Here is a 26,601-nt window from a genome sequence, read left to right as displayed (position 1 = left end):
CCGAACATGGGGAAGAGGCGGACCGAGGGTCGTCGGCCCGCCTCTTGCGCGGATTCAGGCCGGCTCTCCCGCACCGTCCCCGATGCCCTGCGCGGCAGCCCGCGCGGCCTCGCGCCGCTTGCGCCGGCTCACCCGCGGTTCCTGGTCCGGCAGCCAGCCGAAGATCATGCAGCTGCCGACGGCCCCGAGGATGAGGCCGACGAAGAAGCCGCCCAGGTTGGAGGTGACCCAGCTGCCCAGGGAGCACAGGATGCCGACGACGGAGTAGAAGAGGCGTTGCGAGGGGCTGAAGAGGGTCAGCAGGCCGCACAGCACCATGACCGCCGGCAGCAGATAGCCCGCCACACCCTGCATGCCGACATGGATGATGACCGCCAGGGATGCCTTCTCGGTGAGCAGGATCCAGCAGCCGCCCAGGGTCAGCAGCAGGCCGCCGAGGAAGGGCCGATGGGCCCGCCAACTACGGAAGGCGGGCCGCCACCCCTGATCCGGAGTGTCTGTGCCGGACATCAGCAACCCGTGTCGCTGAAGCTGAGTTTCAGGCCGGGAAGCGTGAACGTCCCAGCGGTCGTCTTGTAGTTGGTCTGCCGCAGGTTGTCGATGTGCACGGTGTCGGCCTGCTGGCTGAAGACGCCCGGCGGTCCCTGGACCCCGGCCTTGTCGAGGGTGCTCGCGTCGTTGCCGATCTCGATGTTGTTGAACGACGCGTCGCCCGACAACAGGGTCGAGTCGGTGGTCAGATCGTTCGCCTGCACCTTCGACGAGCCGCTGCCCGCCTTGATGAGCAGGTTGACGCCGCCGAGGTCGACACTCTGGCACAGGCTGTCCAGCGTCGCCTTCTTGATCGCGGAGGTGACGACCAGCACATCGCCGCCGGTGTCACCGGCGTTCGGGCTGTCCTTGATCATGTGGTCGAGCGCACCGAACTGCTCGAAGCCGGTGCCGTCGAGCGACTTGGCGGTGACCGTGAAGGGCATGCCGGAGATGTACAGCGACACCCCGAGTGCCCCCTGGGCGGTCAGGATCGCGAGGCCGGCGAGGACCGCGGTGGCCGGGACGGCCATCACGGCGGCCCGGCGGCCCCGGACCCGTCCCCGTCTTGGTGTCCCTCCGGTGCCCCCGGTGGTGTCTGGTGTTTCGGAAAGAGAACCGCTTCCCGGGTTCTCAGGCGTGTTGTCGGCGGACGAAATGTCCGGGGACTCGGCCATGTCTGCTCCCATGTGCTGCTCTGGTTCAACGCGAGTCGATATCGAAGTGGCGCGTTGTCCTGGCGCGGACAGCGAGTGCGGCGCAGCCCTCCTCGCAACTCCCGGCGGGTGCAAGGGCTTTCAGGTTACGCAGCAGTAGCCGTCGAAGAAGTTACCGGGGGTTACATTCGAGGGTCAAGGGAGTTGTGAAAAAAGGGTGTTGGTCATGCGCCACCTGTGAGGCAAGCCCTTCCCGGACTTCCGCAAAGCCTCGACTTGTACATCAACTTGGCCTGCATGCCTTGACGTTGACGGACACTCAGGTCTACAACTCTCCCTTGTTTGCCGGATCCGTGGCGCCGGATCCGCCGCGCGGCACGAGCCGCGTTCCCGGACTTCCCTTTCCACCAGGGCACTTCACGCCCGCAGAGTCCGAACCCCGCGGCCCGGCACGGCCGCTTCCCCCCTTGGTCGTGCCGTCCGCCCCACCGCCCGGCCCGGCCGGAGACCCTCAACCCCCGCGGGCCTCCGGCCGGTCACCGGCAGGCTGCCGCCCCGGCCCGTCACGTACGGAGAAGGCGTCACGGGCCGGCGGCGGCGAACTCACGCCGGCCGGCGGCGGTGGCTCGCGCCACGGCAGACGGCGGTGGCTCGCGCCCTCAACCCCCAGTTCCCCCACCCCCCGAGAACCCCCCGGTTCGACCCTCCACTTCGAAAGAAGAGGTACACCCGCATGCGCACTCGCACCGTCCTCACCCTCGTCGGCTCCGTCGCCGCGCTCACCCTCCCCTTCATCGCCCCGGCGTCGGCGGCCGACACCGTGCTCACCACCGGCAGCCTCGGCGGTACCGCCGTCGCCGTCGGCGATGTGCTGACCGCGCCCCTGGCCACCGGCACCACCGCCACCCTGTACTCCAGCGCGACCGGTACCAGCGGCATCAAGTGCACGACGTCCCAGTTCACGGCGACCGTCACCGACAACCCGACCGCGCCGGGCACCGCCACCGAGTCCGTCTCCGGGCAGAGCTTCGACAGCAGCAGCTGCACGAGCAACGTCCTCGGCGTCACCGGTGTCACCAGCATCACGGTCGACAACCTGCCGTACACCACCGCGGCCGTCTCGGACGGCACCCTGACCGTCACCCCGGCCAGCGGTTCCACCATCCAGACCACGGTCAAGCTGACCACCCTGCTGGGCAGCATCACCTGCGTCTACCAGGCGCCCAGCCTGACCGGCACGGCGAGCAACACCGACACCAGCATCAACTTCACCAGCCAGGCCTTCACCAAGACCTCCGGCTCGTCCCTGTGCTTCAGCGCCGGCTACTTCACCGCGAAGTACGCCCCGGTGACGGACGGCGGCGTGCCGGTCTACACCAACTAGAGGAGAGCCGACCTCGAAACAGGTCGACCAGTGAGCAAATAGGGCCTGTACGCGTCGAGTTGGAGGTCAGCGTCGACGCAGTCGCAGGGCCAGGGCGGCGCCCCCGGTGAGTACGAGCACCGCGGCGGCGCCGCCCGCCATCATGGGCGCCGAAGGGCCACTGGACGCGGCATCGGTGTCGGACGCCACCGGGCTGCTGCCCGGCGTGGTGCTCTCCTCGGCCGGGGACGCCTTCTGGGCCGTGGCCGATGCCGGTGCCTTCGCCGAACTGCTCGCCGCGGCAGGGGACTTGGTCGCGGACGACGACGGGCTCGCCGTCTTCCCCTTCGACCCGGCCGTCCCTGTCTTGGGCGTCGGCGAAGCGGCGGTGCCCCCGGGGAACACCACGTCCGAGCACGAGTAATAGGTGTCCTCGGTACTGCTGTTCTGCCAGATGGTGTAGATCAGTTGGCGTCCGGTCCGGCCCGTCGGCAGGGTCGCCTTGATGCGGTACGCGCCGCCGGTCAGCGGCGGGTCCTTCACCTCGGCGAACGGCGTCGTCGGCAGGTCGGACCAGGTGAGCGGCTTCGACGCGTCGTAACCGGCCTTCGTCAGATACAACTTGAACGTGCCGGTGTGCGCGATCGTCGACGCGTACGTCATCGTCAGCTTCGCCCCCGGGGTCAGTCGCGTCGACGGCCAGTCGGTGCGGGCGAGGTTGAGCCCCTTGTAGTCGGACAGGCCACCGCTGCACAGCTTCCCGTCGGGGATCAACTGCCGGTCGCGGCCGTTGATGTCGGGGACCCGGAGGTTGTCCCAGTAGGTGAAGGGCGCCCCGTTCGCGGCGATCGCCGCCTTGCACGCGGCCGAACCGGCCTGGCTGCCGCCCTGCGGTGAGCAGGCGTAGACCCGGCTGACCGGATACGTCGGCGCCCCGTGCGCCTGCGCCGGACCCGCCGCCCAGACGGTGAGCAGCAGCGGAGCGGTGGCGGCGGCCGCCATGGCGGTGCGATGTGCGGTCGTCCGGGACATCCGGATCGTCTCCTCGGCCGGGGCGGGAACGGTCTGTTCGTGCAATACGGGAACCAGGCCCGGCGCGTTCAGTCCGCCTCCTCGCCGCCGTGAACCAGGACGTTTCCGGTCAACTGCCCGACAATCAGGGGTGGTTTCCGGCCTGATCGAGGGTTTCCCCCGTATCCCTATGACCTTCTCTTTGCCTATCGTTTGACCACAGCTGACCCACAGGCAACCCCTGTTGTGGCAGCCGCCCGCGCCCGGCGCTCTTCGGCTCGACCCCCCACCGCTTCGACGGCGAAGCGCATCGACCGCCGCTCCGCGCTGCGCGGAGTACGGCCACGAAAGGCAAGCCCTTGCGCACTCCCAAGGCATTCCCCACCGGACGGACCCTGATATCCGTCGCCGCGGCCTCCGCGGCCCTCCTCGCCACGGTCGCCACCTCGGCCGCCGTCGCCCAGGTGCCCCCCACCCAGGCCGCCGCCCCGGCCCTGTCCGGACAGACCGAGGCCGCCCCCGGCGCCCTCGCCGAGCGCCTCATCGTCGGCTACAAGTCCGGTGCCGCAGAAGCGAGTTCGAACCGGGCCGCCGAGGCCGACGCCACCGCCAAGGGCCAACAGACCGGCGAGAGCGTCGACTTCGAGCGCCGCCTCGGCACCGGCGCCGCCCTCGTCGGCCTCGGCGACGCGCACAGCACCACCGAAGTCGCCGACGTCATCGCCGAGTTCAGATCCGACCCGCAGGTCTCCTACGTCGTACCGGACCGGCTGAACACCCCGCAGGCCGACCCGAACGACACCGGGTACAGCAAGCAGTGGGACCTCTTCGAGTCCACGGCCGGGATGAACGTGCCCGCCGCGTGGCCGACGTCGACCGGCAGCGGGGTCACCGTCGCCGTCATCGACACCGGTTACGTCACGCACTCCGACCTCGCCGCGAACATCGTCGCCGGCTACGACTTCATCAGCGACACCGCCGTGTCCGTCGACGGCAACGGGCGCGACAGCAACCCGGCCGACCCCGGCGACTACTACGCCGCCAACGAGTGCGGCGCGGGCATCCCGGCCAGCCCCTCCTCCTGGCACGGCACCCATGTCGCCGGCACCATCGCCGCGGCCACCAACAACAGCAAGGGCATCGCGGGCATCGCCTACGGCGCGAAGATCTCCCCGCTGCGCGTCCTCGGCAAGTGCGGCGGCTACGACTCCGACATCATCGACGCCATCACCTGGGCGTCGGGCGGCACTGTCTCCGGCGTCCCCGCCAACGCCAACATCGCCAAGGTCATCAACATGAGCCTGGGCGGCGACGGCGCCTGCACCTCGGCCACCCAGAGCGCGATCACCGCCGCCGTGAACCGGGGTACGACAGTCGTCGTCGCCGCCGGGAACGACAACGACAACGTCGCGAACCACTCCCCGGGCAACTGCGCCAACGTCATCTCGGTCGCCGCCACCAACCGCGCCGGCGCCAAGGCGTCCTACTCCAACTACGGTTCCGCCGTGGACATCTCGGCCCCGGGTGGCCAGACAAGTACTGGCACCGCCAACGGCATCTACTCCACGCTGAACTCCGGCACCAAGACGCCGTCCACCGAGTCGTACGCCTACTACCAGGGCACCAGCATGGCCACCCCGCACATCGCGGGCCTGGTCGCGCTCATGAAGTCCGCCGACTCCACGCTCACCCCGGCCCGGATCGAGGCGGCCATCAAGGCCAATGCCCGCGCCCTGCCCGGCAGTTGCTCCGGCGGCTGCGGCGCGGGACTCGCGGACGCGGCCAAGACCGTGCAAGCAGTGAGCGCCGGCGCCCTCAACGGTTCGTAGCGCACGCTCCGGCAACAGGCCCTGCGGCACAGGGTGTTCACAGAAACAGACCGACTGACCCGTAAGGTGAGGCGCGTCCCCAGGGGCGCCTCACCGGGGCGGTCGGTCTTCTGTTTGGCCGGGAACCGGCGCTGACACGTGCCACAGCCACCGAAAGTGGTCAAGAGTCGGGGCTCGGGGGACACAGAGGCGCAAGTGATGGGAACGTGAGGGGTGTTGGCGGTCTTCGAGTGCAAGGTCGACACCGCCGTACGGTGAGCTACTGTGTACAGGGGGTAAGAAAAAAACGGCATGGGCCGTTGTTTTTCCTTCATCGGGAGTGTTTCAGTCGATGGTGAGGCAGCTACGGGCCGAACAGACCCGCACAACGATCATCACGGCCGCCGCCGAGCTGTTCGACCGGCAGGGCTATGAATCCACCAGCCTGAGCGACATCGTCGACCAAGCCCAGGTCACCAAGGGCGCCCTGTACTTCCACTTCGCGGCCAAGGAAGACCTGGCCCACACCATCCTGGAGATGCAGGCCACGGCCTCGCGCCGACTCTCCAAGGAGATGGACGACAGGGGCTACTCCTCACTGGAGACGTTGATACGTGTCACGTTCGGCATGACCCGCCTGGCCGTCGAGGGCCCCATCCCGCGCGCCGGACTCCGGCTCGCCGCGGGGGAGATCGAGGTCCGGCCCCCGATGCCGCACCCCTTCACCGAGTGGGTCGACATCGCCTCCCGCAAACTCACCGGCGCGGTCGCGGAGGCCGACGCCCACCCCGACACCGACGTGGACGCGGTGGCCCGCACCCTCGTCGGCCTCTTCGTGGGCATCCGCGTCGTGGGCCGCACCCTCGAACCGGTCGCGTTACAGCCGCGCAGAACCGCCGAGATGTGGCACCTGGTGATCCGCGGCCTGGTCCCCGTGCCCCGCCGCGCCCGCTATCTCAGCCTCGCGGCGCGTCTGGAGCGGGAGATCGAAGCCGACTGACCCGCCCGGTACGGTGAGCCGCATGCCCGACACCCCCACCGCGCCCGTGATCCTCGGCAACGAGCCCGGCTCGTTCCCCCGCAGCGTGCTGGCCGAACGGCACCCCGCGATCATCCACCAGGTACGCGACGCCTTCCCCTACGGCCCCGAGCAGCACCGCGCCCTCGACGCCCTCCTCGAGAACTGCACCGAGGGCACGATCGAACCCCTCCCTCCTGGCGCCCCCGACCGTGACCAATGGGCGGCGTGGGGCACCGACAAGTACGCCGGACAGCCCTGGTACGACGTCCCCTGGCTCTGGTCCGAGAGCTACTTCTACCGCCAACTCCTCGAAGCCGTCGGCTACTTCGGCCCCGGCGCCTGGCAGGGCATCGACCCGTTCCGCCCCTTCAAGCGCGCCGAACTCGACGCCCCCGAGACGGACGAGGAACTCGCCGCACTCGACGAACTGGAGACCAAGCCGCCGGAGGAACGCGCCAACTCCCTTCTCCACGGCTCCCTTTGGGGCAACCGCGCGGACCTCGGCTTCCGCTTCTCGGCAGCGGGAACGGCCGAGGCCCCGACCCCGGTCCCGGCCCTGGTCGCCGACGACAGCGAACGGCTCTGGTCCCTCCTCTCCGGCACCGGCACCCTCTGCCTCGTCGCCGACAACGCGGGCCGCGAACTCATCCCCGATCTGCTGCTGTTGGCCCACCTCCTCGACCAACGGCGCGTCGAACGCGCGGTGTTGCACATCAAGCCGCACCCGTACTACGTCTCCGACGCCACGACCGCCGACGTGGTCGACGCCCTGCACCGCCTCGTCGGAGCGCCGGGTGCGGCGGCGACGTACGGCCGCGGCCTCTGGTCGGCCCTGGCGGACGGCCGCCTCACCGTGCGCGCCCACCCCTTCTCCTGCGCCCCGCTGCCGTACGCCGACATGCCCGCCGACCTCCGCGCCGAGTTCGCCGCGGCCACCCTCACGATCATGAAGGGCGACCTCAACTACCGCCGCCTGGTGGGCGATTGCCTCTGGGCGCCCACGACGTCGTTCGCGGACGTCACCGCCTGCTTCCCGGGCCCGGTGGCCGCCCTGCGCACCCTCAAGTCCGACGTGATCACGGGCCTGGACGCCGGCACGGAGACCGCGCTGGTCGCGGCGGAGGGGCAACTCTGGCGCACGGGCGGCACGCATGCGCTGATCCAGGTGCGGGGGGTGTCCTCGGCGCGCGTCGTGTAGTTGGGTCGGTGACCGACGTTCCTGTCGCACGAGGGGAGTACGACCGAGATGCGTATCGGAGTGGCACCGCACCGGCTGTGGCCCGACACCGAGGGGGAGTTGGACGACGTCCTCCAAACCGCCGTCAGGGCCGAGGAGTTGGGACTCGACCATGTCTTCGCGAGCGGCCACGCGGTGGCCGGCGCGTCGGGCGTGACCCCGGACCCGCTGATCCTGCTGGCCGCGATCGCCGGGGCGACCCGGCGGATCGGGCTGGTCACCAGCGTCCTGGTCCTGCCGCTGTACAACCCGCTCGTCCTGGCCCACCAGACCGCCACCCTCGACCGCCTCTCCGGAGGCCGTTTCACCCTGGGCGTCGGCACCGGCTGGGACGCCGAGGAGTTCGCGGCCGTAGGCGTCCCGTTCGCGGGCCGGGGCCACCGGATGGACGAACAGCTCGCTCTCGTACGGCAGTTGTGGCGCGGCGAGGGTGCGCCGCGGCTCGGGGTGCTGCCGCGCACCGAGGGCGGTCCGCGGGTGTGGATCGGCGGACAGAGCGACGCGGCACTGCGCCGGGCCCTGCGGTTCGGCGACGCGTGGCACGGGTCCGGCGTCGACGCCGAGGCGCTCACCGGAGTACGGGCGCGGCTGGACGTGCTCGGCGACGAAGTGGGCCGCGATCCGGGGACGTTGGGGCTGACGGCGGGGCTGTTCCTCGTACCGCCCGGGTTCACTCCGTCGGTGAAGGTGCCGGGCCGGCCGCTGGGCGGGGACGACGCGAGCGCCGAGAACGTACGGGACGAGCTGGGCCGGCTGTCCGACGTCGGGCTCGTCTCCGCGTCGCTGTGGCTGCCGGTGGCCACGGAGGCGCTGCCGGACGCGCTCGCGTGGGTCGGCGAGGAACTGGTTTCGCATTTTTCCAAAGCGTGAATCTTTGTCCGACACGCGTGTGGTGATCATGCCCAAACGCTGGTATTCCTTGCTCGCATGACGACTTCACGTCCATTACGAACGGGAACAGGGAGGCTGGCGGCGGGCGCGGCCGTACTGGCACTCGTGCTCGCCGCCTGCGGTGACGGCGGGGACTCCGGCTCCTCCGGCGACGGACGGCAGAAGGTCACCGTGGCCGCCCTGCCGCTGACGGACGCGGCGGCGCTGTACATCGCGCGGGACCGCGGACTGTTCGTCAAGGAGGGCCTGGACGTCTCCATCCAGCCCGTCCAGCAGAGCATCCAGGCCCTGCCCGCCCTCTCCAAGGGTCAGGTCGACATGATCGCGAGCGCGAACTACGTCACCTTCCTCCAGGCCGACGAACAGGGCACCCTCGACCTCCGCATCCTCGCCGAGGGGGTCCGTACGGCACCGCACATGATGGACGTCCTCGTCCCGAAGGACTCACCGATCAAGACCGCCGCCGACCTCAAGGGCAAAACGGTCGCCGTGAACATCCTCAACAACATCCAGTCGCTCACCCTCGACGCGATCCTCGACCAACAGGGCGCCGGACACCCCGTCTACCGGCAGATCGCGTTCCCGCAGATGGGCCCCGCCCTGCAGAAGGGCCAGGTCGACGCCGTCCACGCGGTCGAGCCCTTCGACAGCGCGATCCAGGGCGAGTTGAAGGCCCGGGTGCTGCTCGACGGCGGGTCCGCGCCCGTCCGGTCCCTGCCGATCAGCGGCTACGTCACGACAGGCGCCTTCGCCGAGAAGCACGCCAAGACGGCGCGGGCGTTCCAGCGGGCGATCGAGGCGGCGTCGAAGATCGCAGCCCAGGACCCCGCCGCCGTACGCGCCGAACTCCCCAAGTACACCAAGGTGACCGCGGACCAGGCCAAGACCATCAACCTGCCCGCCTACCCGGCCAGCACTGACGCCGCCCAACTCCGTCGGCTCGTCGAACTCATGCGGAAACAGGGGCTGTTGAAGAAGCCGCTCGACCCGGCCACGCTCCTCGTCAAGTGAACCGCCGCCAGGACATCGCCCTCGGCGCACTCGGGGTCCTCCTGGCCTTCGGCGCCTGCGAGGCGATCGGGAGGGCGGGCGTCGTACGACGCGGCTATCTGCCGCCGGCGTCCGAAGTCCTGGCCCGCGCGGTCGAGTTGGCGGCCGACCGCACCTTCCTGGACGGGGTGGCGGTCACCCTCCGGGCGTGGGCGCTCGGGCTCGCCCTTGCCTCCGCGATCGCGATTCCGCTGGGTCTGCTGCTGGGCAGCGTGCCGGTGATCGACGAAGCGGTACGCGCGGTGATCGAGTTCCTGCGCCCGCTCCCGTCCGTGGCGTTGATCCCCCTCGTCTCCCTCCTCCTCGGCTCCGGCACCGGGACCGAGGTCGCGCTGATCACCTACGCGTCGGTCTGGCCGATCCTCTTCAACACCGTGCACGGCCTGTCCGAGACCGACCCCGTGGCCAAGGACACGCTGCGCGCCTTCGGCTTCGGCCGCCTCGCGGTCCTGCTGCACGTCGAACTCCCCGCCACCGCGCCCTTCATCGCCGCCGGCCTCCGTATCTCGGCGGCCACCGCCCTGATCCTCGCCATCGCCACCGAACTCCTCTCCGGCTTCGGCCAGGGCCTCGGCATCTTCATCGCCCAGGCCCAACTGGCCACCGACGGAACACGGGACGTGCTGGCGGGGGTGGTGTGGGCGGGGGTGCTGGGGCTGGTGATCAACGGGGTGCTGGTGCGGTTGGAGCGGCTGGCGTTTCCGTGGACGGCGGGGCGCCGAGGGCGGAACGGCTCCGGTGGGGTGCGGCGGGGCGGGCTCGCTGTCGCGTGGTGGGGCGGAGGGGGCGGTGCTGGGCGGGATGGGCTGGGCGGTGCCGGGTGGGAGGGACCGGGCGGTGCCGGGCGGGGTGGGGCGGACGGTGCCCGGCGGGACGGATCCGCTCCCGCACGGCGGGACGGCTCCGGTGATCGCCGGTCGGAGAGCGGCGGCGGTGCGGGAGCGGGCGGGACGGGAGCGGATGGTGCGGCGGCGGACGGGACGAGAGCGAGCGGGACGGCAGCGGGCGAGGCCCTGCCATGAGCCACCCGCCCCTCTCTGCGACGCGCCGCCCGTCAGACCGTAGAACCCTCCCGGTCCGCGGCGCTCTCCTGCGCTGGCTGGTCCTCGTACTCGCCCTCGCCGCTTGGGAGTTGGCCGCTCGTGCGCACGGCAGTGTCTACTTCCCGCCGCCCGTCCGTATCGTGCGCCACGCCTACAACCTGTGGTTCTCGGGGCCTGTCGGGCATGTGTTCCTCACCTCGGCCGCCGTCGACACGATCCTGCCCAGCCTCGGTCGGATGGCCGCCGGGTTCGTGCTCGCTGCCGTCGCGGGGATCGCCCTCGGGGTCGCGGTCGGCCGGTCGCGCCGGGCCTACGCCCTGTGCGACCCGGTGCTGCAATTTGCCCGCGCGGTGCCGCCGCCCGCGCTCGTGCCGGTGTTCGTCGTCGTGTTCGACTTCGGTACGCCGATGCAGCTGGCGTCGATCGTGTTCAGCGCGGTCTGGCCGGTGCTGATCAACACGGCGGAGGGCGCCCGCGACGTCGACCCGCTGCGGCTCGACGTCGCCGCCGTACTGCGGCTGACCCCGCTCGAACGGCTCTGGTTCCTGCTGCTGCCCTCCGCGCTGCCCCGGATCTTCGCGGGCCTGCGGCTGAGCCTCTCGCTCTGTCTCGTCCTGATGGTGTTCTCCGAACTGCTGCCGGGCACCGCGAACGGCATCGGCTTCGCGCTCACCGACGCCCAGTCGCGCTCCGACCTGCTGACCGTGTGGGCGGTACTGGTCCTGCTCGGCGCCCTGGGGTTTCTGCTCAACACCGGCCTGCTGGCGGTCGAGAAGCGGCTCACCGGCAGAGGGAGCCACAACGGAAGCAGCAAGGGAAGCAGCAAGGGAAGGTCCGCATGAAGGGAACCGTTCTGGACGCCGTCGTCCAGCTCCTCCGTGACACCGGGATGACCACCGTCTTCGGCAACCCGGGCTCCACCGAACTGCGCATGTTCCGCGACTGGCCCGACGACTTCACCTACGTCCTCGGGCTCCAGGAGTCCACGGCCGTCGCCATGGCCGCGGGCCACGCGCTCGGCACCCGGCGCGCCGCGTTCGTCAGCCTGCACTCGGCCGGCGGTGTCGGCCACGCGCTCGGCGCCGTCTTCAACGCCCACCGCGACCGCGTCCCGCTGGTCGTCGTCGCGGGCCAGCAGGCACGCTCCCTGCTGCAACTGCGCCCCTTCCTCGGCGCCGACCGCCCGGCCGAATTCCCGCGCCCCTACGTCAAGTTCGCCCACCAGCCGGAGCGCGCCGCCGACGTGCCCGCCGTCCTCGCCGAGGCCCACCGCATCGCGATGACACCGCCCCGCGGACCAGTGTTCGTCTCCGTCCCCGAGGACGACTGGGACCAGCCGGCGCGGCCCGTCGAACCACGCACCGTGCACACCGGGTTCACCGCCGACCCGTACGCGCTGTCCGCCCTCGCGGCCCGTCTGGACGACTGCGCCCGCCCCGCCCTCGTCGTCGGCCCCGGCGTCGACGACGAGGACGCCCTCCCCGAGGTCCGCGAGCTGGCCGAACGCACCCGCGCCGCCGTCTGGATCAGCCCGCTCTCCGGCCGCTCCGGCTTCCCCGAGTCCCACCCTCTCTTCCAGGGCTTCCTGCCACCGGTCGCCGGTCAACTGGCCGCGCGGCTGAGGCCGTTCGACGTCGTCGTGGCGCTCGGCGCGCCCGTCTTCACCTACCACGTCGACGACGGCGGACCGCTTCTGCACCCCGGTACCGAACTCCACCACCTGGACTGCGACCCCGCGCAGGCGGCCTGGCTGCCCACCGGCACCAGCATCGTCACCACCCTCAAGCCCGCCCTCGCCCACCTCACCGCACTGCTCAAGACGACCGACCGCGAACCGCCCCCGCCCCGCCCGGCACCCCCGCCGCCGGAGACCGGCAGCGGTCTCACCGCAGAACTGGTCCTCGACCACCTCCGCACCCGGGTGCCCGGAGACCGCGCCCTCGTCCTCGTCGAGGAGGCCCCCAGTCACCGGGACGCCCTCCACGCGCGCGTGCCCGTCGACAGCTCCGGGGGCTTCCTCACCACGGGCAGCGGAGCCCTCGGCTGGGGACTGCCGCTCGCGGTCGGCCGCGCGCTCGCCGACCGGCGCCGGCTGGTCTGCGTCATCGGCGACGGCTCCGCGCTCTACTCGGTGCAGGCCCTGTGGACGGCGGCTCAGCACCGGGCGCCGGTGACCTACGTCGTCCTCGACAACGGCGGCTATGCGGCCGTCCGCGCCCTGGGCCGCCGGATCGGCATCGCCCCCGTCCCGGGCACCGACATCGGAGGCGTCGACTTCGTCGGCCTCGCCCGGTCCTTCGGCTGCCCGGCGACCTACGTCGACGACCCCGCCGTACTCCCCGAAGCCCTCGACCGCACCCTGCGCGCGCCCGACGAGGACGGCCCGCACCTGCTGCACGTCCGGGTCGCCGCAGGCGACGGCGCGCTCTACACCGAACCCTGGGCCAGGTGATCGACCGCGATGCTCCGCCTCGACGCCCTGAGTCAGTCCTACGGCGATCAGCCCGTCCTGCGCGACCTCACCCTCACCGTGCCGGACGGTCAACTCCTGTGCGTGGTGGGCCCGTCGGGCTGCGGCAAGTCCACGCTGCTGCGCACGGTCGCCTGTCTGCTGCCCGCGCGCGGGGGCACGATCACGATCGACGACCGGCCCGTCACCGGCGTACCGGACCGCCTCGCCGTGGTCTTCCAGGACTACGGCCGCTCGTTGCTGCCCTGGCTCACCGTCCGCGACAACGTCGCCCTGCCGCTGCGCCGCCAGGGATTGCGCCGGGCCGAGCGGCGCGCCGAGGCGGAACGCATCCTGGACCGCGTCGGCCTGACCGGCGCCGCCCGCCGGCACCCCTGGCAGCTGTCCGGAGGCATGCAGCAGCGCGTGGCCATCGCCCGCGCCCTGGTCTGCCGCCCCTCCCTGCTGCTGATGGACGAACCCTTCGGCTCCCTCGACGCCCAGACCCGCGAGGACCTGGAGGACCTCCTCCTGGAGGTGCACCGCACCGACCGCACGACGATCGTCTTCGTCACCCACGACATCGACGAAAGCGTTTACGTCGGCGACCGTGTCGTCGTCCTGACCCCGGGCCCGGGGGCGCGGGTGGCCCTGGACCTACCGGTCGAACTCCCTTGCCCCCGCGACCAGATCGGCACGCGCGGACTGCCGGAGTTCGTGGCCCTGCGCACCCGGGTGGGCCGCGCGGTGCGCACGCCTAGCCCAGCCGTACGTCCTGCCACACCATCCGGTGGTCGGACGTGACGACCGTGGTGCCGTCGCCGACCAGGCGGTACAGCGGGTCGTCCGAGGTCGGCCAGAAGACGCCGTTGCGGCCGGGGAGCAGTCCCTTGGACGGCAGGACGTGGTCCACGCGCAGATTGCCCGGTGCCGTGTCGCTGAAGTCGCCCGTGTCGTAGGCCGGGTTGCCGATCTGGCCGACGTTCGCACCGCCCTGGAGCTTCGCGGCCTCGACCCCGCCCGCGCTGGCCGGCGGCCTGGCGGGGAGGTTGATCGCCGGGTGGTCGAGGAGCTGCCGTACGGCGTGGTCGTAGCTGTCGCCGTCGTACGGATCGGCGTTCTGGTCGCCCGCGATCACGAACCGCGAGCCGGGCCGCAGCCCGCCCCGGACGCCCTTGTCGTCGTAGAGATAGGCGCTGCGCGCGTGGCCGCCGATGTAGTCCGCCCAGAGGCGGATCTCGTCGTGGTTGCGGCGGCCGTTGCGGTCCTCGGTGCCGTCGAAGGTGGGCGGTGTCGGGTGCGAGACCAGGAAGTGCACGGTCTCGTGGCCGAGCCGGATCGGCACGTCCCAGTGGCTCTTGGAGGAGAGCCGGAAGATCGCGCGGGCCGCGTCGCTGTAGTACCCGGGAGGGATCACGTTGCCCGGCATGTCCTTCCACAGGAAGTGCTGGAAGGTGCGCACCGCGCGGGTGTCGATCGGGAACTTGGAGAGCACGACCATGCCGTACTGGCCCGGGAAGAAGCCGTAGCCGAACGCGTCCTGACCGTAGGCGTCCGAACCCGGCGTCGTCACCACGCCGTTCTTGCCGTCGAGGTCGACGCCGGACGGTACACCCGTGTTCACCGGGCCGGTGAAGTGGTGCGGGAAGTGGATCGGGCGGGAGTCGTTGTGGCCCCGGGACAGGTAGTTGTCGAGGAACAGGCGGACCGCTCCGCCGCTCTCCACGTAGTCGAACTCGTTGATCAGCAGGATGTCCGGGTTCACCCGCTGGATGGTCTCGGCGACGTTCTGCGCCTGGGCGTTGTCGGGCGTCGACAGGTCCGTGACCAGCGCGCCCTCGGTGGCGCGGTTCAGCGAGGCGTTGAAGGTGGCGAACCGTACGGTCCGGCCGTACCGCCCGCGCTGCTCGGATGCCGACGCGCGCACGGTGGCGGTACCGGCCAGCGCCGCTCCGGCCAGGGAGGCGAGCGTGGCGCGGCGGGAGAAGGTTCGGGAGTGGTTCATCGGGGCTCCGGCCAAGGGAGGGGACACGTGAACCCCCGTAGTCTGCGCGCGTAGAAGTGAACGTCACAAGATGCGGGCGAAACTCATGGGTTCACTCCTGATTCACGCGATGGTGTGATCATGTCCCTTGCCCGGGATGGCCGTTGAGGGCCGCGGGTAGGGCCCGGCCATGACCCAGCCGTTCGAACTCCCGCACTTCTACATGCCGTATCCCGCGCGCCTCAACCCGCATCTGGACGAGGCCCGTGCCCACTCCTCCGTGTGGGCGCGCGAGATGGGCATGCTGGAAGGCTCCGGGATCTGGGAGCAGGCCGACCTCGACGCGCACGACTACGGCCTGCTCTGCGCCTACACCCACCCCGACTGCGACGGGCCCGCCCTGTCGCTGATCACCGACTGGTACGTGTGGGTGTTCTTCTTCGACGACCACTTCCTGGAGACCTTCAAGCGCAGCCAGGACCGCGCCGGCGGCAAGGCCTACCTGGACCGGCTGCCGCTGTTCATGCCGCTGGACCTCTCAACTCCCGTACCGGAGCCGGAGAATCCGGTCGAGGCGGGGCTCGCCGACCTGTGGGCGCGCACCGTGCCCTCGATGTCCGTCGACTGGCGACGCCGCTTCGCCGTCTCCACCGAGCATCTGCTCAACGAGTCCCTGTGGGAGCTGTCCAACATCAACGAGGGGCGGGTCGCCAACCCCGTCGAGTACATCGAGATGCGCCGCAAGGTGGGCGGTGCGCCCTGGTCGGCGGGGCTCGTGGAGTACGCGACCTCCGAAGTGCCCGCGTCCGTCGCCGAGGAGCGGCCGCTGCGGGTGCTGATGGAGACCTTCTCCGACGGCGTCCACCTGCGCAACGACCTCTTCTCCTACCAGCGGGAGGTCGAGGACGAGGGCGAGTTGAGCAACGGCGTGCTCGTCCTGGAGTCCTTCTTCGGCTGCACCACCCAGGAGGCCGCCGACACCGTCAACGACGTACTGACCTCGCGGCTCCACCAGTTCGAGCACACCGCGTTAACCGAAGTGCCCGCCGTGGCCCTGGAGAAAGGTCTCACCCCGGACGAGGTCAGGGCCGTCGCCGCCTACGCCCAGGGCTTGCAGGACTGGCAGTCCGGCGGCCACGAGTGGCATCTGCGCTCGAGCCGCTACATGAACGAAGGCGCCCTGGACAACTCGCCGTTGAACGGCCCGACCGGCATCGGCACCTCCGCCGCCGACATCGGCGCCCTGCTCGCCTCGGCCGGCGCCGAACGGCTGCGCGCCTACACGCACGTGCCCTTCCAGAAGGTCGGTCCTTCTCAACTCCCCGACTTCTACATGCCGTTCCAGGTCGAGCTCAGCCCGCACCTGGACGGCGCCCGCCTCCGCCTCGTCGACTGGGCGCACGCGATGGGCATCCTGGAGGAGGGAGTCTGGGACGAGGAGAAACTCGCCGCCGCCGACCTCCCGCTCTGCTCCGCCGGCATCGACCCGGACGCCACCGAGGCGGCCCTCGACCTCAGCTCCCGCTGGCTCGCCTGGGGGACCTACGGCGACGACTACTACCCCCTCGTCTACGGCATCCGCGGTGACCTCGCCGCCGCCCGGGTCACCACGGCCCGCCTCTCGGACTGCATGCCCATCGAGGGACCGGCGGTCGTCGTGCCGGTCAATGGAATGGAGCGCGGGCTCATCGACCTGTGGGCCCTCACAACCGCCGAGATGCCTGTGGACGACCGGCGCACCCTGAAGACCGCGATCAACAAGATGACCGAGAGCTGGGTCTGGGAGCTGTCCAACCAGATCCAGCACCGCGTCCCCGACCCGATCGACTACCTGGAGATGCGCCGCGCCACCTTCGGCTCCGACCTCACCCTCAGCATGTGCCGCATGGGCCACGGCCCGAAGGTCCCGCCAGAGGTCTACCGCACCGGCCCCGTCCGCGCCCTGGAGAACGCGGCCATCGACTACGCCTGCCTCCTCAACGACGTCTTCTCCTACCAGAAGGAGATCGAGTACGAGGGCGAGGTCCACAACGCGATCCTCGTCGTACAGAACTTCTTCGGCATCGACTACCCGACCGCACTCGGCGTCGTCCACGACCTGATGACCCAGCGCATGCACCAGTTCGAACACGTCGCCGCGAACGAACTGCCCATCGTCTACGACGACTTCGACCTCTCGGACGAGGCCCGCGAGATCATGAAGGGCTATGTGACCGACCTCCAGCACTGGATGGCGGGCATCCTGAACTGGCACAGCGAGGTCGACCGCTACAAGGCGGAGTACCTGGCGAAGCGGTCGCACGGGTTCGTACCGGACCGGGTGCCGGTGTTGCCGTTCGGTTGAGGGTGACGCGGGCGGGGTGTTGGGGCCGTGACGGCCGTTCGGCCGGGGTTTCGCGGGGAGTTGGCGGTCGGTCGGGGGGCGGGTCTGGTGATGGCCCGGCTGTTCGGCTGCCGGAGGCTTGTGATGTGGCCGTCGTTCGGCGGCCGGAGCCCTGGTGGTGTGATGGCCCGTCGGCCGGGATTTCGGGGGCTTGAGGCAGCCGCCGAGCCGGGATCCCGGCGGGCCTGAGACCGAGCCTGAGGCTGCCCTCCGATCGACAACCGGAGGGCGCTGACGCAGCCGCTCAGTCGAGATCCCGCGCGTCCCCGACCCGCTCCGCGACCTCAACGGCGAGCTCTCGTACGGCTGTTGCCGCCGGTCCCGAGAGCTCGCCGCTTATCTCCTCGGCGGCGGCCAGGGTCGCGCGGGCCTCCTCCGGGAGGTTCGCGTCGGCCAGGTCGCGGGCCAGGGAGTAGTGCTCCTTGGCGATGAACCGGCCGAGGTTCACGTCCTGCCAGTGCCGGAGGGTGTCGTCGCCGGGGGCGGCCAGGATCTCCCGTAGGACCGTCAACGTCCGTCCTGCTTGGGGGAGTTGACCCGTCTCGCGCTCCAGGCGGGCCTGGGTCAGCCGGGCCGAGACGCGGTCCCATGCCGTGTCCTGGAGGGCGGCGCAGAGGCGTTGGGCGCGCAATGCCTGGGGGAGATCGCCCAGTTGCTCGAAGTCGTGGGCGAGCGAGGACAGGGGAGAGGTGTCCAGCGTCTTCGGCGCGTCCGGTCGCCGCAGCGTGCCCTGGTCCAGCTCGATCGCGTCGAGCCTGCGGATCAGGGCGGTCCGGGCCAGCTCGGTCAGGCCCTGGTCGGCGGCCAGTTCGGTCCAGGTGTCCGACGGCTCGTCGGACGGGTCCGTACCGAAGAAGACCTCGTCGAGACCGAGCGCCCACTCCCGCAGGGCCGCTCCGTCCGCGCCGGGCCGCGGCATCTCGCTCAGCCCGCACGCGGTGTCGAAGTCCGTCTCCCGCACCTCGTCCAGCAACGACAGATCCTCGGGGTGGCCCTGTAGCCCCACCAGCACGGCGGCGAGCCGCAGTTCGTCCGTCATCGACGAGCGTGCCTCGTGCCGCAGCAGATACCGCAGCACCTCCAGATCACTGTCCGCGCGGTCGAACTGCGCGGCCCGCAGGGCGAGTCGACGCCTCACGGGGTCCTCGGCCGTCGCGTCCCACACCGTACGGTCGCCCGCGCGCAGTGCCGCGAGATCCGCCCGTCCCTGGGCGAGCACCGGCTCCCACAGTGGGGGACGGGGATGCCGGTCCAGGAGGTCGTAGGCGCAGCCCTCTTCGGCGTTCAGGAGCAGGAAGTCGGGCTCGGTGCGCAGCAGGGCGGTGTGCAGCATGCCGATCAGCTCGACCGGCGAACGCTCGGACAGGCCCAGGGCGGCGCGGAGTTGAGGCCTCGCCTCGTCGATGCCGTAGTCCTCGCGGAACTCCTCCTCCGTCTCCGCGACCCGGGCCAGGATCTTCTCCGGGCCGTCGGCCGGGGACAGGTCCAGATGGTCGCGCCAGCCCGGCAGGCCGATCACGATCTCCAACGCCTCGTCGACACTGGAGCCGATGATCCCGGCCGAGCCCTCGGAGTCGGCGTACAGCACCGAACCGTCCGCGCACACGAAGTACGTACCGCCCGCCCCGTCACCCGCGACCGGACGCAGCGGACCGCCCGAGGCCAGCCGCACCGGCTCGACGTGGTCGGCCCGGTCCAGGTCGAAGTCGAAGGGGAACGCGGCCAGTTCGGCCAGGTGGGCGTGGTGCCGGAGCAGCCGCAGGGCGTGATCGGTCATGTCACAGAACGTAACAGCCGCCACTGACAACGGGGTCGGGCGGCGAGCTGCCGGGCGGTGAGGTGCTGGGCGGTCAGACGGCCGCCCCCTGCTCCCGCCCCGCGTGCTCCACCGCCGCCCGCGCCAGCGCCCGCACCACCGGGTGCGGGCGCGAGCCGTCGCCGGACAGTTCCGGCTGGAAGAGGGTGGCCAGGAAGAAGGGGTGGCCGGGGAGTTCGGCGATCCGGACGTGACCGTCCTCGTCGTGGCCGGAGAAGCGCAGGCCGTGGGCGCGCAGGGTGTCGAGGTGGCGGGTCGGGCCGTAGGAGCAGAAGTAGCGCTCGACCGTGCGCTCCGAGCCGATCGCGGACTCGGCGAGCGAGCCCGGCTCGATCGTGACGGCGGCCTCGTGGCCGACGAGGGAACAGGCCAGCGGTTCGATGAGGAGGTCCTCGGCGTCGGGGTCGTTCTCGGCGTGCGCGACCCGGGTCAGCCCGCACACGTCACGGGCGTACTCCAGCAGCGCGTGCTGGAAACCGCCGCACGTGCCCAGGAACGGAACGCCCTCCACGCGCGCGGTGCGGATCGCGGACAGGACGCCGGCCTCGCTGCGGTAGGGGCTGCCCGGCAGCACCCACACGGCGTCGAACCCGCGCACCGCGTCCGGTGCCTCGGCGTCCTCGGACGGGATCCAGTAGGCGTCGAGGACGAGCCGGTCGTGCTCGGCGAGGGCGTCGAGGATGAGCGGGAGACGGCTGTGCGAGACGACGTTGGGGGAGCGGTCGCCGACCAGGGCGATACGGGCGGTGCGTGCGGTCTGATCTGCGGTGTTCATCATGCCGTTCATCCTGGGCGCGACCCGGTGTTCGCGTCCAACGATGATTTCTGCACTCTCGATAAGCAGAGCTGATGTGGAGGCGTCCGGGAGTCGGTGTCGTACGGCATTCTGTCCGGCATGGACCCGCATCTCCTGCGTACGTACGTCACCGTGGCCAGGCTCGCCTCCTTCTCGGAGGCCGCGCGCGAGCTGGGCTACACCCAGTCCGCGGTGTCCCAGCACATCGCCGCCCTGGAGCAGGACCTCGGCGCCCCGCTGCTCACCCGGCGCCCGGTCACGCCGACGGCGGCGGGCGAGCGGCTCCTCGAACACGCGGCCCCGTTGCTGCTGCGCCTGGACGCCGCCCGCGCGGACGTCGTCCGGATGGCCGCCGCCCCCGAACGCGGGCTCACCCTCGCCACCGCGCCGACCGCACTCGGGCCACGCGTCCTGACCGCCCTCCCGCGCGCGGGCGTGACGCTGCGTGTGCTCACCCGGGACGCGGTGCCGGTCGCCGTCGCCACCGGCACCGCGGACCTCGGCCTGGTCGACGGGATCGCGGCCCCCAACGATCCGCTACGGCTGCCCGACGTGGCCCCGCTGACCACCCACGGCGTCGCCGAGGAACCGGTCTGCGTCCTGCTCCCCGACACCCATCCCCTCGCCGGCCGCCCCGCCCTGCGCCTCGGCGACCTCGCCGCCGCCCGCTGGCTCGACGCCCCCGACGCGGGCGTGCCTCTCGCCCGGCTCCGGGCCGCGAACGGCGGCGGCGCCTTCCGCCCGGCCCTGCGCTACGACGGCACCGACATCCGCGTCCTCACGGCCCTCGCCGCCGCCGGCCACGGCCTGACCCTGCTGCCCCGCTCGGCGGCCACCGGGGTACCGGGCGCGGTCGCCGTCCCGCTCGCCGAACCACGCGTCGTGCACCGTACGGAACTGGTGTACGGGGGTGCGCCGCGAGGGGCGGCGGCGCGGTTGGTGGGGCGGCTGGTGGAACGGGGGTGAGGCCGGTGACGTGGAGGTGAGGCGTCACGCGTGCGTGCGGTGCGCGCCGCTTCCCTCTCCTGACCCTCGGTCAGTCTCACTCGTTCGTGGCACGTCGGGCGCCGGTGCGCCGGGTAGAGCATCTGCCGGAGGCGATCCATGGAACAGACTGCGTTGCGTCCCAAGCCGATGCCCGGTCAGGAACCCGGCGACGGCATCAAGCCCGGCGGCCCCCGGCGCCCGCACGCCGCGCGGCGCCGCGGCCGACGGCTCGTCACCCTGCTGTTCAGCCTGTTCGTCGGGACCGTCCTGGTGCTGTCGGGGGTCGGACTCGGCACGGTCGGCGCCACGGTGATCGGCATGAGCAAACTCGCCGAGATGCAGCGCCAGGCGGCCGGGCAACCGGCGCCTTCGGCCCGTCCCACCGACCGGCCCGCGCCCTCCGCGAGCTCCTCGCCGTCACCCACGCCCGCCGCCGCGACCCTCGGGGTGGAGGCCGTGGACGCCGAGAAAGCGGGCGCCCTGATCGTCGGCGTCCACATCCCCGGCCCCGGCTACACGGCGGGCCTGATCCGCGGCGACGTCCTGCTCACGTTCGGCCGCAGCCGTGTCGACTCGGCCGCCGACCTCGCGCGCGCGGTCGCGCGTGCCCACCCCGGGGACGAGGTCACGATCACCGTGCGCCACAACAGCGGCGGCTTCCAGCAGTTCACCGTGGTGCCCGGGTACGTCGTCTGACACCGCGGCGCCCGGGTCGTCCACCGCGCGTCCGGGGCCGGGAGTCCCGCCGATCGGCTCGCGCGGCCTCCCAGGTCCGGGCAGGATGCTGACCGTAGCCCCGTTCCGTCCGCCCCCGGAGGCCTGAATGACCGGTAGCCCGCCCGCGCCCTTCACCGCCGCCGACTACAGGGCCCGCATGGACCGCGCGGCCCAGGCCGCCGCCGACGCCGGGCTCGCGGGGCTGCTGGTCGCGCCGGGACCGGACCTGGTGTGGCTCACCGGCTACGCGCCCACCGCGATCACCGAACGGCTCACCGTGCTCGTCCTGGCCCCCGGCCGCTCCCCGGTCCTCGTCGTGCCCACCCTGGAGGCCCCGGACGCGGCCAAGGCGCCCGGCGCCGACGCCCTCACCCTGCGCGACTGGACCGACGGCAAGGACCCGTACGGCGCCACCGCCGCCCTCCTCGACGCGACGGGCCGCTTCGGGATCAGCGACAACGCCTGGTCGATGCATCTGCTGGGCCTGCAGAAGACGCTGCCCGACACCACCTACGCCTCCCTCACCGACGCACTGCCGATGCTCCGCGCGGTGAAGGACGCGGCCGAACTGGACCTCATGGCGGCCGCCGGAGCGGCCGCCGACGCAACGTACGAGGAGATCCGGAAGGTTCCCTTCGCCGGCCGCCGCGAGTCCGACGTCGGCGCCGATCTCGCCGATCTGCTACGGCAGTTCGGGCACTCCCAGGTCGACTTCACGATCGTCGCCTCGGGCCCCAACGGAGCCAACCCGCACCACGAGGTCGGCGAACGCGTCATCCAGCAGGGCGACATGATCGTCCTCGACTTCGGCGGCCTCAAGGACGGCTACGGCTCCGACACCTCGCGCACGGTCCACGTCGGCGAGCCCACCGAGGAGGAACAGCGCGTCCACGACCTCGTCCGCGAGGCCCAGGAGGCAGGGGTCCGCGCGGTCCGCCCCGGAGTCGCCTGCCAGGAGGTCGACCGCGCCGCCCGCGCGGTCATCGACGCCGCCGGATACGGCCCCTACTTCATCCACCGCACCGGCCACGGCATCGGCGTCACCACGCACGAGCCGCCGTACATGATCGAGGGCGAGGAACAGCCCCTCGTGCCCGGGATGTGCTTCTCCGTGGAGCCCGGCATCTATCTGCCCGGCCGCTTCGGGGTACGCATCGAGGACATCGTCACGGTGACCGAGCACGGTGGCCGTCGGCTCAACAACACGGTTCGCGAGATGGCCCTGGTGGACTGACGACGACCAGGAGCCCCGACACCCCGAACGGCGACGGCCCGACCATGACCCAGGCACCGACACCCACCGCGGACACCGTCCGCCAGCTGGTCCGTTCCCTGCTCAAGGACGGCACGGCCGACGGTGCCGGCCTCGAGATCACGCCCGTCACCGAGGGCGGCGGGCACGCCACCTGGTGGGTCGGCTCCCGCCATGTCCTGCGCCTCGCCTCGAACCGCGCGGCCACCGTGCGCCAGCGCCGCGAACTGCGCCTGCGCGACCTCGTACGGCCGTATCTCCCCGTCGCCGTTCCGACGAGTGTGGCGCACGGCGAGTGGGCGCCCGGGCTCACCTACACGCTGGACACGAAGGTGCCCGGCCGTTCCGGCGAGGACCAGGACGTCTCCGCCGTCGGCGAGGCCGACCTGGCCGGGCTGCTCACCGGGCTGCGCGAGGTGCCCGCCCGGCAGGCCGAGTCGCTCGGGATCCCGCGCGCCGCACCACGCTCCCTGGAGGAGTTGCGCCGCACCGCCGAGGAGGCCGCCGAACGGCTCGCCGCCGCCGACGAGTTCGACGCCGCCCGCCTCCACCAGCTCACCCAGCCCGGCGCGATCCAGCTCGCCGCGCAGCCCGGTACCGCGGTCCTCGTCCACCACGGCCTCAAGGGCGAACACCTCGTGGTCAGCGCCGACGGCCGGGTGCGCGGTGTCCTGGACTGGACCGACGCGGTCCTCGGCGACCCCGCCGAGGACATCGCCGGGCTCGCCCTGGCGGTCGGTTCCCCCGCCGCCGTACGCGCCGCCACCCTCGCCGGCTACGGCGCCCGCCCCTGCCTGCGCGGCCTCTGGCTCGCCCGCTGCGACACCGTCGTCCGCCTCGCCGACCACCTCAAGGACCGCGACACCGGGCCCGTCCCACTCCTCAGAACCCAACTGCGCCGCAGCTGGGAGGCGATCCTGCTGGAACGGGTGACGGAACTCAGGGAAGGGGACGGGGAGTTGTAGCGCGTAAACGTTCGCGCAAGCGTTTACGCGAACGCAAGCGTTTACGCCGACCGTCCGCAAACGTTCGCGCAAGCGTTTACGCCGTCGGCTCGCGAACGATTGCGCAAGCGTTTACGCCTGCGCCAGCACCACGCACGACTCCCCGGGCAGCCGCAGCAACCCGTCCGCCCCCGGCACCTCCACCGGCTCCCACGCGGCCAGGATCTCCGCCGGGCGCGTGCCCAACGGGATCGCGGCCGGTTCCTTGCCGAGGTTCACGGCGACGCGTACGTCTCCGCGGCGCAGGGCGAGCCAGCGGGCGTCCTCGTCGTAGGCCACCTTCGTGTCGGTGAGGTCGGGGTCGGTGAGGTCGGGTTCCTGGTGGCGGAGGGCGATGAGCCGGCGGTACCAGGCCAGCACGCGCGCGTGGGGCTCGGTCTGCGGCTCGGTCCAGTCGAGGCAGGAGCGGTCGCGGGTCGCCGGGTCCTGCGGGTCGGGCACGTCCTCCGCGGCCCAGCCGTGCGACGTGAACTCCCGCCGCCTGCCCTGCCGTACGGCCTCCGCGAGGTCCGGGTCGGTGTGGTCGGTGAAGAACTGCCAGGGCGTGCCCGCGGCCCACTCCTCGCCCATGAACAGCATCGGTGTGAAGGGTCCGGTCAGGGTCAGCGCGGCGGCGCAGGCCAGCAGGCCGGGGGAGAGGGAGGCCGAAAGGCGGTCCCCCTGGGCGCGGTTGCCGACCTGGTCGTGGGTCTGGCTGTAGCCGAGCAGGCGGTGCGCGGCCACGCGCGTGCGGTCGAGGCGGCGGCCGTGATGCCGGTCCCGGAAGCTCGAATAGGTGCCGTCGTGGAAGTAGCCGCCGGTCAGGGTCTTGGCGATCGCGGAGAGCGGGGCCCGTGCGAAGTCCGCGTAGTAGCCCTGCGATTCACCGGTCACCGCCGTGTGCAGGGCGTGATGGAAGTCGTCGTTCCACTGCGCGTGCAGCCCCAGACCGCCCTCCGCGCGGGAGGTCACCACGCGCGGGTCGTTCAGGTCGGACTCGGCGACCAGGAACAGCGGCCGGCCCGATTCGGCGGCCAACGCGTCGACGGCGGACGACAGTTCCTCCAGGAAGTGGCACGCGCGCGTGTCCTGCAGCGCGTGCACCGCGTCCAGCCGCAGCCCGTCGATCCGGTACTCGCGCAGCCACGCCAGCGCGCTGCCCAGGAGGAACGCGCGCACCTCGTCCGAGCCGGGCGCGTCCAGGTTGACCGCGCTGCCCCAGGGGGTCTGATGCGTGTCCGTGAAGTAGGGCCCGAACACGGGCAGGTAATTCCCGGACGGGCCAAGGTGGTTGTGCACCACGTCGAGCACGACGCCCAGGCCCAGTTCATGGGCCCGGTCGACGAACCGCTTGAGTCCCTCGGGGCCGCCGTAGGGCTCGTGCACGGCCCACAGGGAGACGCCCTCGTAGCCCCAGCCGTGGCGACCCGGGAACGGGCACAGGGGCATCAACTCGACGTGTGTGACGCCCAGTTCGACGAGATGGCCGAGCCGGTCGGCGGCCGCGTCCAGGGTGCCCTCGGGGGTGTACGTGCCGACGTGCAGCTCGTAGAGCACCGCTCCGGGCAGCGGGCGTCCGGTCCACGCGGCCCGCCACGTGTACCGCTCGTGGTCGACGACCGCGCTCAGCCCGTCCGGGCCGTCCGGTTGCCGACGCGAGCGCGGGTCGGGCCGTGGCGGGCCGTCGTCCACCGCGAACCCGTACCGCGTGCCGTCGCTCGCGTCCGCCTCGCCGCTCCACCACCCCACGCGCTCGGGATCGCGCTCCAACGCGCGCGTGGCGCCCTCGCAATGGAGCGTCACTCGGTCTGCCTCTGGTGCCCACACCTCGAACTGCACGGACGGTTCCCCTTCGTCTGCTCACCGGGATGTAGCCCGTCCATCGTGCTTCAAACGAGATCAATCCGCTTTTGAATCCACCCCTTTGACGCAGGTGTCGTCATCTTCGCGCGCGTGCGGGCGGTTTCCGCGTCTTCTGGACACCCGGGGTTCACTGCCCGACAATCACGAGCGTGACGTCGTCCTTCGAGTTCCACACGTACCCCGCGCGGCTGTCCGACGTGGAGCGCGACAAGGCGCTCAAGGTCCTCCACGACGGCGTCGCCATGGGGCGGCTGTCCCACGACACGTTCATCCGGCGCATGGAGCTGGCGCTCGCCGCCCGCCGGTCCGAGGACCTCGTGCCGCTCACCGCCGACCTGCCGACCGAAAACCGCCTCTCCAGGCTGCTGTTCGGCTCCGTGGAGGCCGTCTCCGGCTTCACCGTACGGCTGCGCAGGGCGTGGCAGGCCGAGCGGCTCCCCAAGCTGCTGCTGCCCCACCCGGGCAACGGATACCCGCTGCGCATCGGCCGGGACCCCGCCAACGGGCTGCGCCTGACCCACGAGACGGTGTCCCGAGTGCACGCCGAACTCAGCCGCCAGGGCGGTCTGTGGGTGCTGCGCGACCTCGGTTCGACCAACGGCACGACGGTGAACGGCCGACGGGTCATCGGCGCGGCCGTCGTCCGCGAGGGCGACCAGATCGGCTTCGGACGGATGACGTTCCGGCTCGCCGGCACCTGAGCCGGACCGGGTCACGCGTCACCTCTGGCCTGGGCATTACCCGATGTGGCGATCTTGGG

General features: G+C 71.6%; 22 protein-coding genes and 1 pseudogene. 16 read left to right on the top strand and 7 right to left on the bottom strand.

Annotated features, from left to right (window positions below; genetic code table 11):
• Positions 1-54: 54 nt before the first annotated feature.
• Both ACIBK4_RS21930 and ACIBK4_RS21925 read right to left on the bottom strand, forming a co-directional pair.
• Positions 55-510, bottom strand: coding sequence for a DUF6114 domain-containing protein (locus ACIBK4_RS21930; protein ID WP_398996596.1), 456 nt, complete (start codon positions 508-510; stop codon positions 55-57).
• Positions 510-1,208: a DUF6230 family protein gene (locus ACIBK4_RS21925; RefSeq protein ID WP_398996594.1), complete on the bottom strand. Its 699-nt coding sequence runs from the start codon at positions 1,206-1,208 to the stop codon at positions 510-512. Before ACIBK4_RS21925 ends, ACIBK4_RS21930 begins: the two co-directional genes overlap by 1 nt.
• A 712-nt stretch (positions 1,209-1,920) precedes the next feature.
• Here ACIBK4_RS21925 and ACIBK4_RS21920 point away from each other — a divergent pair.
• Positions 1,921-2,571, top strand: a complete 651-nt coding sequence (locus ACIBK4_RS21920) for a Tat pathway signal sequence domain protein (RefSeq protein WP_398996592.1) — start codon at positions 1,921-1,923, stop codon at positions 2,569-2,571.
• Between the two features lie 66 nt (positions 2,572-2,637).
• Here ACIBK4_RS21920 and ACIBK4_RS21915 read toward each other — a convergent pair whose 3' ends face one another.
• Positions 2,638-3,582, bottom strand: coding sequence for a lytic polysaccharide monooxygenase (locus ACIBK4_RS21915; RefSeq protein WP_398996590.1), 945 nt, complete (start codon positions 3,580-3,582; stop codon positions 2,638-2,640).
• Between the two features lie 338 nt (positions 3,583-3,920).
• Between ACIBK4_RS21915 and ACIBK4_RS21910 the strand changes: the two are divergent.
• From ACIBK4_RS21910 to ACIBK4_RS21870, 9 genes and pseudogenes are all read left to right on the top strand, one after another.
• Positions 3,921-5,384, top strand: a pseudogene (locus ACIBK4_RS21910) (S8 family peptidase); the annotation flags it as partial.
• 337 nt (positions 5,385-5,721) lie between these two features.
• The gene (locus ACIBK4_RS21905) at positions 5,722-6,369 is read left to right on the top strand and encodes a ScbR family autoregulator-binding transcription factor (RefSeq protein WP_398996588.1); all 648 of its coding nucleotides are present in this window, start codon (positions 5,722-5,724) and stop codon (positions 6,367-6,369) included.
• 22 nt (positions 6,370-6,391) lie between these two features.
• On the top strand, positions 6,392-7,588 hold the full coding sequence (locus tag ACIBK4_RS21900; protein WP_398996586.1) for a damage-control phosphatase ARMT1 family protein: 1,197 nt from the start codon (positions 6,392-6,394) through the stop codon (positions 7,586-7,588).
• Between the two features lie 48 nt (positions 7,589-7,636).
• Entirely contained in the window at positions 7,637-8,497 is an 861-nt protein-coding gene (locus ACIBK4_RS21895; RefSeq protein WP_398996584.1) for an LLM class flavin-dependent oxidoreductase, read from the top strand.
• A 57-nt stretch (positions 8,498-8,554) separates the two neighbouring features.
• Entirely contained in the window at positions 8,555-9,529 is a 975-nt protein-coding gene (locus ACIBK4_RS21890; RefSeq protein ID WP_398996582.1) for an ABC transporter substrate-binding protein, read from the top strand.
• A complete protein-coding gene (locus ACIBK4_RS21885) occupies positions 9,526-10,590 on the top strand; it encodes an ABC transporter permease (protein WP_398996580.1) in 1,065 nt (354 codons plus the stop codon). Before ACIBK4_RS21890 ends, ACIBK4_RS21885 begins: the two co-directional genes overlap by 4 nt.
• Positions 10,587-11,453 (top strand): ABC transporter permease, encoded by an 867-nt coding sequence (locus ACIBK4_RS21880; protein WP_398996578.1) that lies wholly within the window; start codon positions 10,587-10,589, stop codon positions 11,451-11,453. The genes ACIBK4_RS21885 and ACIBK4_RS21880 overlap by 4 nt, the downstream gene beginning before the upstream one ends.
• Positions 11,450-13,063, top strand: coding sequence for a benzoylformate decarboxylase (gene mdlC / locus ACIBK4_RS21875; RefSeq protein ID WP_398996576.1), 1,614 nt, complete (start codon positions 11,450-11,452; stop codon positions 13,061-13,063). Before ACIBK4_RS21880 ends, mdlC begins: the two co-directional genes overlap by 4 nt.
• Before the next feature lie 9 nt (positions 13,064-13,072).
• Positions 13,073-13,864 (top strand): ABC transporter ATP-binding protein, encoded by a 792-nt coding sequence (locus ACIBK4_RS21870; RefSeq protein ID WP_398996574.1) that lies wholly within the window; start codon positions 13,073-13,075, stop codon positions 13,862-13,864.
• On the opposite strand, the gene ACIBK4_RS21865 is transcribed toward ACIBK4_RS21870, so the two are convergent.
• Complete coding sequence (locus ACIBK4_RS21865) at positions 13,818-15,065, bottom strand: endonuclease/exonuclease/phosphatase family protein (protein WP_398996572.1); 1,248 nt, start codon at positions 15,063-15,065, stop codon at positions 13,818-13,820. The genes ACIBK4_RS21870 and ACIBK4_RS21865 overlap by 47 nt on opposite strands.
• 169 nt (positions 15,066-15,234) lie before the next feature.
• Here ACIBK4_RS21865 and cyc2 point away from each other — a divergent pair, with 169 nt between their 5' ends.
• Complete coding sequence (cyc2, locus tag ACIBK4_RS21860) at positions 15,235-17,388, top strand: germacradienol/geosmin synthase Cyc2 (protein WP_398996570.1); 2,154 nt, start codon at positions 15,235-15,237, stop codon at positions 17,386-17,388.
• 283 nt (positions 17,389-17,671) lie between these two features.
• Here cyc2 and ACIBK4_RS21855 read toward each other — a convergent pair whose 3' ends face one another.
• On the bottom strand, positions 17,672-19,204 hold the full coding sequence (locus ACIBK4_RS21855) for a hypothetical protein (RefSeq protein ID WP_398996568.1): 1,533 nt from the start codon (positions 19,202-19,204) through the stop codon (positions 17,672-17,674).
• Between the two features lie 73 nt (positions 19,205-19,277).
• Positions 19,278-20,021 (bottom strand): hypothetical protein, encoded by a 744-nt coding sequence (locus ACIBK4_RS21850; RefSeq protein WP_398996566.1) that lies wholly within the window; start codon positions 20,019-20,021, stop codon positions 19,278-19,280.
• A 117-nt stretch (positions 20,022-20,138) separates the two neighbouring features.
• On the opposite strand from ACIBK4_RS21850, the gene ACIBK4_RS21845 reads away from it, so the two are divergent.
• From ACIBK4_RS21845 to ACIBK4_RS21830, 4 genes are all read left to right on the top strand, one after another.
• The gene (locus ACIBK4_RS21845) at positions 20,139-21,005 is read left to right on the top strand and encodes a LysR family transcriptional regulator (RefSeq protein ID WP_398996564.1); all 867 of its coding nucleotides are present in this window, start codon (positions 20,139-20,141) and stop codon (positions 21,003-21,005) included.
• Between the two features lie 138 nt (positions 21,006-21,143).
• Positions 21,144-21,722 carry a PDZ domain-containing protein gene (locus ACIBK4_RS21840; RefSeq protein WP_398996562.1) on the top strand — a complete coding sequence of 193 codons (579 nt, stop codon included), beginning with the start codon at positions 21,144-21,146 and terminating at the stop codon, positions 21,720-21,722.
• A 127-nt stretch (positions 21,723-21,849) separates the two neighbouring features.
• Complete coding sequence (locus ACIBK4_RS21835; RefSeq protein ID WP_398996560.1) at positions 21,850-22,977, top strand: aminopeptidase P family protein; 1,128 nt, start codon at positions 21,850-21,852, stop codon at positions 22,975-22,977.
• Positions 22,978-23,021: 44 nt separating this feature from the next.
• Positions 23,022-23,960 (top strand): phosphotransferase family protein, encoded by a 939-nt coding sequence (locus ACIBK4_RS21830; protein ID WP_398996558.1) that lies wholly within the window; start codon positions 23,022-23,024, stop codon positions 23,958-23,960.
• A 111-nt stretch (positions 23,961-24,071) separates the two neighbouring features.
• On the opposite strand, the gene treZ is transcribed toward ACIBK4_RS21830, so the two are convergent.
• Positions 24,072-25,817 (bottom strand): malto-oligosyltrehalose trehalohydrolase, encoded by a 1,746-nt coding sequence (gene treZ, locus ACIBK4_RS21825; protein WP_398996557.1) that lies wholly within the window; start codon positions 25,815-25,817, stop codon positions 24,072-24,074.
• Between the two features lie 173 nt (positions 25,818-25,990).
• Here treZ and ACIBK4_RS21820 point away from each other — a divergent pair, with 173 nt between their 5' ends.
• Positions 25,991-26,542, top strand: a complete 552-nt coding sequence (locus ACIBK4_RS21820) for an FHA domain-containing protein (RefSeq protein ID WP_398996555.1) — start codon at positions 25,991-25,993, stop codon at positions 26,540-26,542.
• Positions 26,543-26,601 lie beyond the last annotated feature (59 nt).

This window comes from Streptomyces sp. NPDC050528, from assembly GCF_044457795.1.
In the GTDB taxonomy this organism is placed as follows: domain Bacteria; phylum Actinomycetota; class Actinomycetes; order Streptomycetales; family Streptomycetaceae; genus Streptomyces.
Note: the sequence above shows the minus strand (reverse complement) of the source record. Positions and strands in the feature narration are given on the sequence as shown.

Excerpts from the sequence above, each read along its gene's own strand:
- ACIBK4_RS21930 (WP_398996596.1), bottom strand. The coding sequence starts at position 510 with ATGTCCGGCACAGACACTCCGGATCAGGGGTGGCGGCCCGCCTTCCGT.
- ACIBK4_RS21925 (WP_398996594.1), bottom strand. The coding sequence starts at position 1,208 with ATGGCCGAGTCCCCGGACATTTCGTCCGCCGACAACACGCCTGAGAAC.
- ACIBK4_RS21920 (WP_398996592.1), top strand. The coding sequence starts at position 1,921 with ATGCGCACTCGCACCGTCCTCACCCTCGTCGGCTCCGTCGCCGCGCTC.
- ACIBK4_RS21915 (WP_398996590.1), bottom strand. The coding sequence starts at position 3,582 with ATGTCCCGGACGACCGCACATCGCACCGCCATGGCGGCCGCCGCCACC.
- ACIBK4_RS21905 (WP_398996588.1), top strand. The coding sequence starts at position 5,722 with ATGGTGAGGCAGCTACGGGCCGAACAGACCCGCACAACGATCATCACG.
- ACIBK4_RS21900 (WP_398996586.1), top strand. The coding sequence starts at position 6,392 with ATGCCCGACACCCCCACCGCGCCCGTGATCCTCGGCAACGAGCCCGGC.
- ACIBK4_RS21895 (WP_398996584.1), top strand. The coding sequence starts at position 7,637 with ATGCGTATCGGAGTGGCACCGCACCGGCTGTGGCCCGACACCGAGGGG.
- ACIBK4_RS21890 (WP_398996582.1), top strand. The coding sequence starts at position 8,555 with ATGACGACTTCACGTCCATTACGAACGGGAACAGGGAGGCTGGCGGCG.
- ACIBK4_RS21880 (WP_398996578.1), top strand. The coding sequence starts at position 10,587 with ATGAGCCACCCGCCCCTCTCTGCGACGCGCCGCCCGTCAGACCGTAGA.
- mdlC (WP_398996576.1), top strand. The coding sequence starts at position 11,450 with ATGAAGGGAACCGTTCTGGACGCCGTCGTCCAGCTCCTCCGTGACACC.
- ACIBK4_RS21870 (WP_398996574.1), top strand. The coding sequence starts at position 13,073 with ATGCTCCGCCTCGACGCCCTGAGTCAGTCCTACGGCGATCAGCCCGTC.
- ACIBK4_RS21865 (WP_398996572.1), bottom strand. The coding sequence starts at position 15,065 with ATGAACCACTCCCGAACCTTCTCCCGCCGCGCCACGCTCGCCTCCCTG.
- cyc2 (WP_398996570.1), top strand. The coding sequence starts at position 15,235 with ATGACCCAGCCGTTCGAACTCCCGCACTTCTACATGCCGTATCCCGCG.
- ACIBK4_RS21855 (WP_398996568.1), bottom strand. The coding sequence starts at position 19,204 with ATGACCGATCACGCCCTGCGGCTGCTCCGGCACCACGCCCACCTGGCC.
- ACIBK4_RS21850 (WP_398996566.1), bottom strand. The coding sequence starts at position 20,021 with ATGATGAACACCGCAGATCAGACCGCACGCACCGCCCGTATCGCCCTG.
- ACIBK4_RS21845 (WP_398996564.1), top strand. The coding sequence starts at position 20,139 with ATGGACCCGCATCTCCTGCGTACGTACGTCACCGTGGCCAGGCTCGCC.
- ACIBK4_RS21840 (WP_398996562.1), top strand. The coding sequence starts at position 21,144 with ATGGAACAGACTGCGTTGCGTCCCAAGCCGATGCCCGGTCAGGAACCC.
- ACIBK4_RS21835 (WP_398996560.1), top strand. The coding sequence starts at position 21,850 with ATGACCGGTAGCCCGCCCGCGCCCTTCACCGCCGCCGACTACAGGGCC.
- ACIBK4_RS21830 (WP_398996558.1), top strand. The coding sequence starts at position 23,022 with ATGACCCAGGCACCGACACCCACCGCGGACACCGTCCGCCAGCTGGTC.